Annotated in this window: 10 protein-coding genes; 3 read left to right on the top strand and 7 right to left on the bottom strand. The window is 60.4% G+C overall.

Annotated elements, in window-relative coordinates:
* The first annotated feature begins 154 nt into the window (after positions 1-154).
* Complete coding sequence (locus tag HMPREF3138_RS04710) at positions 155-844, top strand: FadR/GntR family transcriptional regulator (protein ID WP_033636503.1); 690 nt, start codon at positions 155-157, stop codon at positions 842-844.
* Between the two features lie 67 nt (positions 845-911).
* Positions 912-2,327, top strand: a complete 1,416-nt coding sequence (gene mdtD / locus HMPREF3138_RS04705; RefSeq protein ID WP_038882030.1) for a multidrug transporter subunit MdtD — start codon at positions 912-914, stop codon at positions 2,325-2,327.
* Here the strand turns inward: mdtD and rbsR are convergent.
* The 7 genes from rbsR to kup form a co-directional block, all read right to left on the bottom strand.
* A complete protein-coding gene (rbsR, locus tag HMPREF3138_RS04700) occupies positions 2,324-3,325 on the bottom strand; it encodes a ribose operon transcriptional repressor RbsR (protein ID WP_038876052.1) in 1,002 nt (333 codons plus the stop codon). The two genes, mdtD and rbsR, sit on opposite strands and share 4 nt — an antisense overlap.
* A 4-nt stretch (positions 3,326-3,329) precedes the next feature.
* Positions 3,330-4,256 carry a ribokinase gene (gene rbsK, locus HMPREF3138_RS04695; RefSeq protein WP_038876051.1) on the bottom strand — a complete coding sequence of 309 codons (927 nt, stop codon included), beginning with the start codon at positions 4,254-4,256 and terminating at the stop codon, positions 3,330-3,332.
* A 61-nt stretch (positions 4,257-4,317) separates the two neighbouring features.
* On the bottom strand, positions 4,318-5,205 hold the full coding sequence (gene rbsB / locus HMPREF3138_RS04690; protein WP_025160300.1) for a ribose ABC transporter substrate-binding protein RbsB: 888 nt from the start codon (positions 5,203-5,205) through the stop codon (positions 4,318-4,320).
* A 24-nt stretch (positions 5,206-5,229) separates the two neighbouring features.
* Positions 5,230-6,198: a ribose ABC transporter permease gene (rbsC, locus tag HMPREF3138_RS04685; RefSeq protein WP_038876050.1), complete on the bottom strand. Its 969-nt coding sequence runs from the start codon at positions 6,196-6,198 to the stop codon at positions 5,230-5,232.
* A gap of 6 nt (positions 6,199-6,204) precedes the next feature.
* The gene (gene rbsA, locus HMPREF3138_RS04680; RefSeq protein ID WP_038876049.1) at positions 6,205-7,710 is read right to left on the bottom strand and encodes a ribose ABC transporter ATP-binding protein RbsA; all 1,506 of its coding nucleotides are present in this window, start codon (positions 7,708-7,710) and stop codon (positions 6,205-6,207) included.
* Positions 7,711-7,717: 7 nt separating this feature from the next.
* Positions 7,718-8,137 carry a D-ribose pyranase gene (gene rbsD, locus HMPREF3138_RS04675; RefSeq protein WP_038876048.1) on the bottom strand — a complete coding sequence of 140 codons (420 nt, stop codon included), beginning with the start codon at positions 8,135-8,137 and terminating at the stop codon, positions 7,718-7,720.
* Positions 8,138-8,308: 171 nt separating this feature from the next.
* On the bottom strand, positions 8,309-10,177 hold the full coding sequence (gene kup, locus HMPREF3138_RS04670) for a low affinity potassium transporter Kup (RefSeq protein ID WP_038876047.1): 1,869 nt from the start codon (positions 10,175-10,177) through the stop codon (positions 8,309-8,311).
* Positions 10,178-10,460: 283 nt separating this feature from the next.
* On the opposite strand from kup, the gene ravA reads away from it, so the two are divergent.
* A complete protein-coding gene (gene ravA / locus HMPREF3138_RS04665) occupies positions 10,461-11,969 on the top strand; it encodes an ATPase RavA (RefSeq protein WP_048232264.1) in 1,509 nt (502 codons plus the stop codon).
* Positions 11,970-11,971: the final 2 nt, after the last annotated feature.

Genomic DNA, 11,971 nt, shown 5'->3' with positions numbered 1-11,971 from the left:
ACCCCTAATTGCAAAAAACTTTTCAAGCGCGCTTTTTTTCAACAAAAGGGCGAAAAAGCGACGAATTTATGTCACTTTTTCCGGCAAACAGCCATAAAAGCTGGCGATCACTGGAGTAAAATAGAAATAACGATGTCAGTAAGGACCCGCAGCCATGCCGCTAAATGCACAACAACAGGCCGCCCAACGCAATCTTTCTTATCTGCTCGCAGAGAAACTCGGCCAACAAATTCTGGCGGGCGATTATCAGGCCGGCAGCATCCTGCCCGGTGAAATGGAACTGGGTGAGCAATTCGGCGTCAGCCGCACCGCAGTACGCGAAGCGGTAAAGATGTTAGCCGCCAAAGGCATGTTGTTGCCGCGCCCGCGCATCGGCACCCGCGTAATGCCGCAAAGCCAATGGAATTTTCTCGATCAGGATTTACTGACCTGGTGGATGACGCGGGAAAACTTCGATCAGGTGATGCAACACTTCCTTATCCTGCGCACCTCTCTGGAGCCGCAGGCCTGCGCGTTGGCGGCAAACCACGCCAGCCCGCAGCAAACCAAGCTGCTGGCGGAGCTGATGGCGGAAATGCGCGCGCTGCATACCCAGTTTGATCGCGAGCGTTGGATCCAGGTCGATACCCAATTCCACCAGCTCATCTACGAGGCCAGCGGCAACCCGTTCCTGACCTCGTTCGCCAACCTATTCAGTTCGGTGTACCAAAGCTACTTCCGCGCCATCACCGGCAATGAAGTGATCAAGCTGCGCCATCATCAGGCTATCGTCGATGCGATACTCGCCGGGGACAGCGCCGGCGCGCTCGTCGCCTGCCAGGTACTGCTGAAAGAGAAAGACTAGACACGCTCCCCGCTTATATATAGAAGAAAGAGACGAGGGACAGACGACCATTTAACCAGGACCGACCATGACCCAATCCGCGCGCAGTATGGCAGGACTACCGTGGATCGCCGCAATGGCGTTCTTTATGCAGGCGCTGGACGCCACTATCCTTAACACCGCGCTGCCGGCTATCGCCCAAAGCCTGGGGCGTTCACCGCTGGCGATGCAATCGGCCGTCATCAGCTACACGCTGACGGTGGCGATGCTGATCCCGGTCAGCGGCTGGCTGGCGGACCGCTTCGGCACCCGCCGCGTGTTCATCTTCGCCGTGACGTTATTCACCCTTGGCTCGCTGCTGTGCGCCCTGTCCCCTACGTTGAGCGTGCTGGTCACCTCTCGCGTGCTGCAAGGCATCGGTGGCGCGATGATGATGCCGGTTGCACGGTTGGCGCTGCTGCGCGCCTACCCGCGCAGCGAACTGCTGCCGGTGCTGAACTTCGTCACCATGCCCGGCCTGGTCGGGCCGATTCTCGGGCCGCTGCTGGGCGGCTGGCTGGTCACCTACGCCACCTGGCACTGGATTTTCCTGATCAATATCCCTATCGGCCTGCTCGGCATCTTCTATGCGCGCAAGTACATGCCGGACTTCACCACGCCCAAGCGCCGCTTCGATTTCCTTGGCTTCATGCTGTTCGGCCTGAGCCTGGTGCTGATCTCTACCGGGCTTGAGCTGTTTGGCGAGCGGGTGCTGGCGAGCTACGTTTCGCTGGGTATTCTGCTCAGCGGCTTCGTGATGCTGTTCGGCTATATCGCGCACGCACGCCGCCATCCTCAGCCGCTGATCGGTCTCGACCTGTTCAAAACCCGCACCTTCTCGGTCGGTATCGCCGGCAACGTCGCCTCGAGGCTGGGAACTGGCTGCGTGCCGTTTTTAATGCCGCTCATGCTGCAGGTGGGATTCGGCTATACGGCGATCGTCGCCGGCTGCATGATGGCGCCGACCGCCATCGGCTCGCTGATGGCGAAATCCACCGTCACTCAGGTGCTGCGCTGGTTCGGCTACCGTAAAACGCTGGTCGGCATCACCGTTATCATCGGGGTACTGATCGCCCAGTTCGCCCTGCAAAGCCCGGGCATGCCGCTGTGGCTGATGATCCTGCCGCTGTTCGTGCTGGGCATGGCGATGTCCACCCAGTTCACCGCCATGAACACCATCAGCCTGGCGGATTTGAACGACGCCAACGCCAGCGCCGGCAACAGCGTCCTGGCGGTCACCCAGCAGCTGTCCATCAGCTTCGGCGTGGCAATCAGCGCAGCGGTGCTGCGTTTTTACGAATCCCTGTCGTTAGGCACCATGATCGACCACTTCCACTACACCTTTATCACCATGGGGATCGTCACCGTGGCGTCGGCGCTGGTGTTTATGTTGCTGAGAAGGAAGGATGGCCGCAATTTGATCAGCGGCCAGGAAAGCAAGAAAGAAGCGAAGGCGGCGAGTTAACGGCGGCCCACCGAGGCGCGCTCCACCAGCTCGGGCGTCAGCACCAGCACCTGGGGCGCACGCTCCGGGTTTTGCAGGCGGTTGATCAGTGCATCGATCGCCAGTTCGCCCAGCGAATCCTTCGGCTGATGAATGGTGCTCAGCGGCGGCGCCAGATAACGCGCCAACTCAATGTCATCGTAGCCCATCACCGCCATATCCTGCGGCACGGAAAGCCCGGCCTGATACAGCGCCTGATAAACGCCCACCGCCACCGCGTCGTTACCGGCGAACACCGCATGCGGCGGCTCGTCCAGCGTCAGCAGTTGGCGCATGGCGTTCACGCCGCCCTCAAACTCAAAGTCGCAATGCACTTCATACCCTGGCGGAACCGGCAGTCCGGCGCGCCGCATCGCGTTGCGATAGCCTTCCAGTCGGTGACGAGCGGTGGTTTTATCCTGCGGGCCGGCGATGCAGGCGATCTTGCGGTAGCCGCAGGCGATCAGATGATCGGTCGCCATCTCGCCGCCCAGCAGCGAGTTATCCTGAATAATGTCGTTGGCGCCCTCGAACGGCGCCCAGTCCATCATGACGATCGGCAGTGACGGGTAGCGGCTCAGGGCATCTTGCGATGGCCGGTGGTTTTCGGTGCACATCAGCAGCAAACCGTCGACGCGCTTTTGCAACAGCGTCTCCATGCTGCGGTTCATGCGCGCGGCGTCTTCTTCGGTGTTGCACAGGATCAGGCTGTAGCCGCGTTCATAGCAGCTGCGCTCCACGCCGCGCACCACTTCGGCATAAAACGGGTTGTTACTGGCGGTCACCAGCATGCCGATGGTGCGCGTCTGATTGAGCTTCAGGCTGCGCGCCAGCGCGGAAGGCGCATAGTTCAGCTGTTCCACGGCCGCCATGACCTTGTCGCGCACGCTGTCGCTGACAAAGCGATTGTTGTTGACCACATGCGAAACGGTAGAGGTTGAAACGCCCGCCAGGCGGGCGACATCTTTCATGGTGGCCAAAGGATCACCCCTGCTGCTGCAAGAAGGCGTCGATCTCTTCACGCCACGGCACCGAAGGCTGCGCGCCAGGGCGGGTCACGGCGATAGCCGCCGCGGCATGGGCGAAACGCACCGCGTCGGCCATGATCTTGCCTTCCAACAGGGCAGTGACCAGCGCACCGTTAAAGGTATCGCCGGCGGCGATGGTATCCACCGCTTGCACCTTGAAGCCGGGCACCAGTTTGCCGTTGCCGTTTTCGCTCAGCCACACGCCGCGGCTGCCAAGGGTGATGATCACCGTCGCGATACCCTTGTCGTGCAGCGCCTGCGCCGCGCGCGCCGCATCGGCGTCGTTGTCCACGGCGATGCCGGTCAGGCGCTGGGCTTCAGTTTCATTCGGGGTGATCATATCGATCATGCCCAGCAGCTCGTCCGGCAGCTCACGCGCCGGGGCCGGGTTGAGGATCACCTGCGTGTGATTCTGCTTCGCCAAGCGGGCGGCGGCGATCACCGTCTCCAGCGGCGACTCCAACTGCATCAGCAAAGCGTCGGCATCGATCACTTTTTGTTGGTAGCGCGCCAGGTAATCCGGCGTCACTGCGGCGTTGGCGCCGGCATCGATGCCGATCACGTTCTCGCCTTCGGCGTTGACGAAGATCAGCGCCACGCCGGTGGTGCTGTCGGCAATGGCTTCAATCGGTTGGGTATCAATGCGATCGCTCGCCAGCTGCCGGCGGACACGTTCGCCGATGTCGTCGGCGCCCACGCAGGCGATAAAGGCGATCTCCGCCCCGCTGCGCCCGGCCGCTACCGCCTGATTCGCGCCCTTGCCGCCAAACGCCACCTTATACTGTTTCCCGATCACCGTTTCGCCCGGGTGGGGGAACTGTTCAATATTGAGTATATGGTCGGCATTGATGCTGCCAAGAACCACCAGCTTACCTGTTTCCATCGCATTGATTCCTGAATTGCGCGCCATCGTAAACGCCCCGTTCCGATGGCGCTGGTATGACTTACTGAGTGACCAGTTTCAAATCGACCGGAATGGTCGCCGGCACTTTTTCGCCTTTCAGCACTTTATCGGCGGTTTCCACACCGATCACGCCGATCTGATCGGGACGCTGCGCCACGGTCGCCGCCAGCTTGCCGCCTTCGACCGCTTTCACGCCGTCGGCGGTGCCGTCGAAGCCTACCACGATCACGTCGGTTTTACCGGCGGTTTGCAGCGCGCGCAGCGCACCCAGCGCCATTTCATCGTTCTGAGCGAACACCGCCTGCACATCCGGGTGCGCGGTCAGCAGGTTCTGCATCACGTTCAGGCCCTTGGTGCGATCAAAGTCGGCCGGCTGGCTGGCCAACAGTTTGAATTTATTCTGATCCAGCGACTGTTTGAAGCCTTCACCGCGTTCACGCGCGGCAGAAGTGCCGGCGATGCCTTCCAGCTGAATCACCTTGGCATCGGCACCCACTTTCTTGGCGATGAAGTCGCCGGCCATTTTGCCACCCACGCGGTTATCCGAAGCGATGTGGCTCACCACGTCACCCTTGCTCGCCACGCGGTCCAGCGTAATGACCGGGATCTTAGCCTGGTTGGCCATCTTGATAGCGTTGCCTACCGCATCGGAGTCGGTCGGGTTGATCAGCAGCAGCTTGGGCGCGCGCACCATCAGATCCTGCACGTTGGCCAGCTCTTTCGCCGGGTTGTTCTGGGAATCCAGCACCACCAGGTTGTAGCCCAGCTTGTTGGCCTCTTGCTGCGCACCGTCCTTCATCGAGACGAAGAACGGGTTGTTGAGGGTGGACACCACCAGCGCGATGGTGTCTTTGGCCATGGCATTGGCGCTCAGGGTGGCGCTCAGCGCGATGGCGGAAGCTAAGGTTGCCAGTTTTTTCATTTTCATCATCGTGATTCCTGTAGGGGGAGGTTACTTGTTGCTTTTGTTATCTACCAGAACCGCCAGCAGTATCACCACTGCCTTCACGATCATTTGGTAGTAGGAAGAAACACCCAGTAAATTCAGGCCGTTGTTCAGGAAGCCGAGGATCAGCGCCCCGATCAGCGTGCCAACGATGCGGCCCTTGCCGCCGGCCAGGCTGGTACCGCCCAGCACCACGGCGGCGATGGCGTCCAGCTCATAGCCGGTGCCGGCGGTCGGCTGCGCCGACGACAGGCGCGCCACTTCAATCACCCCGGCCAGCGCCGCCAGCAGGCCACACAGCGAGTAAACGATAATCTTCACTTTATCGACGCTGATGCCGGAGAGGCGGGTCGCCGCTTCGTTGCCGCCCAGGGCATAAATATAGCGGCCCAGGCGCGTATGATGCAGCATATACCAGGCGGCGATGAACACGATCGCCATGATCCAGATCGGCGTGGGCACGCCCAGCGGGCGGCCGATGCCGAACCAGCCGAAGGTGTCGGCCACGTCGGTGAAACCGGTGTTGACCGGGCTGCCGTTGGTGTACACCATGGTGACGCCGCGCAGCAGCAGCATCATCACCAGCGTGGCGATAAAGGCCTGCACTTTGCCTTTGGCGACGATCACCCCGGTGCAGGCGCCAACCGCGGCGCCCAGCGTCAATGCCGCCGCCACCGCCACCAGCGCGTTGACCTCAAAGCCGACGATCGACGCCGCCACCGCGCCGGTCAGCGCCAGCAGCGATCCCACCGACAGATCGATGCCGGAGGTGAGGATCACCAGCGTCATCCCCACCGCCATGATGGCGTTCACCGAGGTCTGCTGCAGAATATTGAACAGGTTGTTCAGGGTGAAGAAGTTCGGGCTCATGGAAGAGACCACGGCGATCAGCACCAGCAGCGCAATCAACGACTTCTGCTCTAACAGCCACTCTTTACTGAACCAGCGCTTAGCTGCGATAGTCTGGGAACTCATATCTGATTACTCCTGCTTTACGCCGTATTGCTTGCCGACGGCTGCCGCCATCAACGCTTCCTGGGTGGCCTGTTCAATCGGGAACTCGCCGCTGAGATGCCCTTCGTGCATCACCAGAATGCGATCGCTCATGCCCATCACCTCCGGCATTTCCGAAGACACCAGAATGATGCTCAGCCCTTCCTGCTTGAACTGGTTGATTAACTGATAGATCTCTTTTTTGGCGCCGACGTCGACGCCGCGCGTCGGCTCATCGAGGATCAGCACCTTCGGTCGGGTCATCAGGCCGCGGGCGATCGCCACTTTTTGCTGATTGCCGCCGGAAAGCAGACCGATCGGCTGCTCCATCGACGGCGTTTTGATATTGAACAGCCGGATGAAATCCCCCACCGCCTGCCGCTCGTCAGCCTGTTTCAGGCTGCCGTCGGCGCGGCTGAAGTAGCGCAGCGCGGTCAGCGACATGTTTTCCTTCACCGACATGCCCAGCACCAGGCCGTCGCGCTTGCGGTCTTCCGAGATATAGACGATGCCGTTCGCCAACCCGTCCTGCGGCGAATGGGTGACCACGTCGCGGCCGTCCAGGCTGACGGTGCCGGCCTTGCGCGGGGCGGCGCCGTACAGGATTTTCATCAGTTCGGTACGCCCGGCGCCCATCAGCCCGGCCACGCCGAGGATCTCGCCGCGATACAGCGTAAAGCTGACGTCTTCAACGCCGGGGCCGGAAAGGTGGCTGACGTCCAGCCGTTTTTCCCCGCGCGGCAAATCCAGGCGCGGGTACTGCTCTTCCAGCTTGCGGCCGACCATCATCTCAATCAGCGAATCTTCCTGCAGCTCGCTCACCGGCCGCTCGGCGATAAACTGCCCGTCGCGGAATACGGTCACGTCGTCGCAGATTTCAAAAATCTCTTTCAGGCGGTGCGAGATATACACGATGCCGCGCCCTTCGGCCTTCAGCTCGTTGATCACCTTGAACAGCGAGGCAGTTTCGGTGTCGGTCAGCGCATCGGTCGGTTCGTCCATGATGATCACTTTCGATTCGAAGCTCAGCACCTTGGCGATCTCCACCATCTGCTGATCGCCGATCGACAGTTCGCCCACCAGCCGGTGGCTGCTGTAGCGCAGATTGAGACGCGCCAACAAGCGATCGGCCTCGGCGTACATGCGCTTCCAGTCAATGCGGCCGAAACGGTTGACGAACTCGCGGCCGAGGAAGATGTTTTCCGCAATCGTCAGCTGCGGGATCAGGTTCAGCTCCTGATGGATAATGCCGATGCCCGCTTCCTGCGAGTCCTTAGGCCCGTTGAACGCCACCTCTTTACCGAGAAAATACTGGCTGCCGGCGTCTTTCTGGTAGATGCCGGTCAGCACTTTCATCATGGTGGACTTACCGGCGCCGTTTTCTCCCACCAGCGCCATCACCTTGCCGGGATAGACGCTGAGGGCAGCGCCGGAAAGCGCCTTCACGCCGGGAAAGGCTTTATCAATCCCTTTCAGTTGCAGTAAAGGTTGCATACGCGCCTCAGAAAGTTACGCCGGCGCACAGGATCACGTTCGCGTAAGGCGAACACTCCCCGCTGCGGATCACCGCCCGGCTGTGCCCGGTTTGTGCTTTAAACGCCTGATGGCTGATATAGCGCACGCTGATGGTATTACCCTGGCGTTGGCCCAGTGCGGTCAGTTCAGCCAACAGTGCCTCGTGGAGCGGCGGATTCTGTTTCACGATCTCTTCCGCCAGGATGGCGCTTTCTACCTGCATCTCTTGCGTGACCGCCGCGAACACCTGCAGGAAGGTCGGCACGCCCTGCGTCAGCGCCAGATCGATGCGCTGCGTTTCCGCCGGTATCGGCAGGCCCGCGTCGCACAGGGTGAGCTGGTCGGTATGCCCCAGCCGGGCAATCACGGCAGACACGTCGGAATTCAGTAATACGCCTTTTTTCATCTTCTCACTCCGCTAGCGAAACGTTTCGCTCTCTGAAGGAGTTTAAAAAAACGGCAGGGGAAGGCAACCGGGACAATGCAGAAGTGTGATCGTTATCGAAACGTTTCGTTCACGCGCGGACAAAGCACAAACAAAAGGGGCTCAGCCATGCTGAGCCCCTTATCAGGCGGGTTAGATCTCGACCTGCGTGCCGAGCTCGATGACCCGATTCGGCGGGATCTCAAACTGATCCGGCGCGCGCAGCGCATTGCGGCTCAGGGCGACGAACAGTTTACCGCGCAGGTAGAGGTACCACGGCCGCTTGGTGAGGATCAGCGATTCATGGGACATGAAGAACGAGGTCTCCGACATGCGGCACGGCAATCCTTCCAACCCGCAGCGGTGGAACACCTCCTCGACGTTCGGCGTTTCGCGCCAGCCGTAGCTTGCGACCACCCGCCAGAAGGTCGGCGACAGCTGTTCGATGGTCACCCGACGCACGTTGTGCACGTAAGGCGCATCCTCGGTGCGCAGCGTCAGCAGCACCACGCGCTCATGCAGCACCTTGTTGTGCTTCAGGTTGTGCAGCAGCGCAAAAGGAATGACGTTGGTGGCGCGCGACATGAACACCGCGGTACCCGGCACCCGCACCGGCGGCGATTTCTCCAGCGAGGCAATCATCGCCTCCAGCGAGTTGCCGTGCTCATGCAGGCGGCGCAGCAGGCGGAAGCGCTCGCTCTTCCAGGTGGTCATAATGATGAACATCACCAGCGCCAAGGTCAGCGGCAACCAGCCGCCGGAGAACAGCTTCAGGGCATTGGCGGAGAACATCGGCACGTCGATGATCAGCAAGATGGTCACGATGCCGATCGCCAGGAAGCGATTCCAGTGCCAGTTGTTGATCGCCACCGAGGTGACCAGAATGCTGGTCAGCACCATGGTGCCGGTGACGGCGATGCCGTACGCCGCCGCCAGATTGCTGGAGTGTTCGAAGCCGATGATCACCAGCACCACCGAGATGTACAGCGTCCAGTTGATCACCGGAATATAGATCTGGCCGGATTCCATTTCCGAGGTGTGAATGATGCGCATCGGCGACAGATAGCCAAGACGCACCGCCTGACGGGTCAGCGAGAAGACGCCGGAAATTACCGCCTGCGAGGCGATAACCGTCGCCAGGGTCGCCAGAATCAGCAGCGGGATCAGCGCCCAGTCGGGCGCCAACAGGAAGAACGGGTTTTTGATCGCCTCCGGGTTTTTCAGCAGCAGCGCGCCCTGGCCGAAGTAGTTGAGCACCAGCGATGGCAACACCACGGTGAACCAGGCCAGGCGAATCGGGAACTTGCCGAAGTGCCCCATATCGGCATACAGCGCCTCGACGCCGGTGATCGACAGCACCACCGCCCCCAGCGCGAAGAACGACACCTTCTTATATTCCATGAAGAAGTTGAGCGCCCATTTGGGGTTCAGCGCCTGCAGCACTTCCGGATTCGAAATGATGCTGCGCGCGCCCAGCACCGCCAACACGATGAACCACAGCAGCATCACCGGAGCGAACAGCTTGCCGACGCTGCCGGTACCGTGCTTTTGAATGGCGAACAGCAGCGTCAGCACCAGAATGGAGAGCGGCACGATATAGGCGTCAAGCGCAGGCGCGGCGATTTCCAGCCCCTCGATCGCCGACATCACCGAGATAGCCGGGGTGATCACCACCTCGCCATAGAAGAAGCTGCCGCCGATCAGGCCCAGTATCACCAGCACCGCGGTAGTGCGCGCCGAGGTGTTGCGCCCGGCCAGCGACATCAGCGTCAGAATACCGCCCTCGCCGGCGTTGTCCGCGCGCATCACGTAGGTGAGATATTTGAGGGAAACGATCACGATCAGCATCCAGAAAATCAGCGACAGGAAGCCGAAAACCACGTCAGGACGAACATCGAAGCCGTAATGGCCGGAGAAACACTCTCTCAGCGTATAGAGAGGGCTGGTGCCGATATCACCGTAGACCACGCCGATGGCCGCCAGGGTTACCGCCGATAAGGACTGCTTATGCTCTGCGCTCATAATTCGTTTCTTTATCAGAACATCCGTTAGCGATGCATCCGCATCAGGCAAAATACGGGCTCAAAGATCCGTCACGCCCACCAGAAAGCCGCACAGTATGCACCATTTATACGGCTTGCCTACCCTTATATCAGAGCCGAAAAATAAACAAAATGTGAACCGGATATCCGGCACAACTTAGAAAAATATTACTAATCAATAAGCTATACCACTAAAAATAATGGTGGTTTATCATCGGATTATCGACCAAGATTGGCTAACTCTCGGACAATGCGACAATTATATGACGCCATCATCCCTTCTGGCAGAACGAATTTCCCGCCTCAGCAGCGCGCTGGAGAGCGGTCTTTATGAGCGGCAAGAAGCGATCCGCCTGTGCCTGTTGGCGGCGCTGAGCGGCGAAAGCGTATTCCTGCTCGGCCCGCCCGGCATCGCCAAGAGCCTGATCGCGCGCCGGCTGAAGTTTGCCTTCCGCAACGCCCGCTCCTTTGAATACCTGATGACGCGATTTTCCACGCCGGAAGAGGTCTTCGGCCCGCTCTCTATTCAGGCGCTGAAAGATGAAGGGCGTTATCAGCGCCTGACCGCCGGCTATCTGCCGGAAGCGGAGATCGTGTTTCTGGACGAAATCTGGAAGGCCGGCCCGGCGATCCTCAACACCCTGCTGACGGCGATCAACGAACGGCGCTTTCGCAACGGCAACAGCGAAGAACCGATCCCGCTGCGCCTGCTGGTCACCGCCTCCAACGAACTGCCCGAAGCGGACAACAGCCTCGAAGCCTTATATGACCGCATGCTGATCCGCCTGTGGCTGGACAAGGTGCAGGATAAACAGAATTTCCGCTCGCTGCTGGTCAACCGCCAGAACGAGAGCCAAAACCCGGTGCCGGCGGCGCTGAGCGTCAGCGACGAAGAGTTTCTGCAGTGGCAACCGCAGATCGACAAGGTGGCGCTGCCGGAAGCCTGCTTTGAGCTGATTTTCCAGCTGCGTCAGCGGCTGGACGCGCTGGAACAGGCGCCGTACGTCTCCGACCGACGCTGGAAAAAGGCCCTGCGCCTGCTGCAGGCCTGCGCCTTCTTCAGCGGGCGCGACGCCATCGCCCCGCTCGACCTGATGCTGCTGAAAGACTGCCTGTGGCACGATCTCACCTCGCTGAAGCTGCTGCAACAGCAGATCGATCAGCTGCTGACCGAATCGGCCTATCAGCAGCAGTCGATGTTGATCCAGTTGCAACAAATCCATACCCGCTGGCTGCAGGATCAGCAACAACAAAGCGATCGGCAGGCCATCAGCCTGGTGAAAAAGGGCGGCATGTTCAGCCGCAAACCGCAATACGCACCGGCCACGCCGTTCGCCGGCGGCACTCTCACTCTGCTGCTGCAAAAACCGCTGCAGCTGCATGACATTCAGGTCAACCATCTGAGCATCGAGAGCAGCGTGCTGGATAACTGGCTGCAAAAAGGCGGCGACGTGCGCGCCAAGCTGAACGGCATCGGCTTCGCGCAGCCGATCGATTTGGAGGTCGACGACCAACTGCACCTGACGGTGCTGGACGTCAGCCGCCAGCCTTCGCTGCTGGCGCTGCCGGGCAAACAGGCCACCGCCACGCCGCAGGCGCTGCTGGATGAAATGGACGCGTTGGCCCAGCGCCTGGCGGAACAGCGCCGCGCCTTCAGCCAGCATCAGCCCTGTCTGTTCACCCCCGCCGCCGGCCTGGCCAAGATCGAAGCCAGTCTGCTGCAGGTGGCAGAGCAGGTTAAACAGCAACTGCAGCAAATGCGCGGCCAGTAACC

The sequence above is a fragment of the Serratia sp. HMSC15F11 genome (assembly GCF_001808215.1).
Taxonomy (GTDB): Bacteria; Pseudomonadota; Gammaproteobacteria; order Enterobacterales; family Enterobacteriaceae; genus Serratia; species Serratia nevei.
The sequence above is the reverse complement of the archived record's forward strand: the minus strand, read 5'-3'. Positions and strand labels throughout refer to the sequence as shown.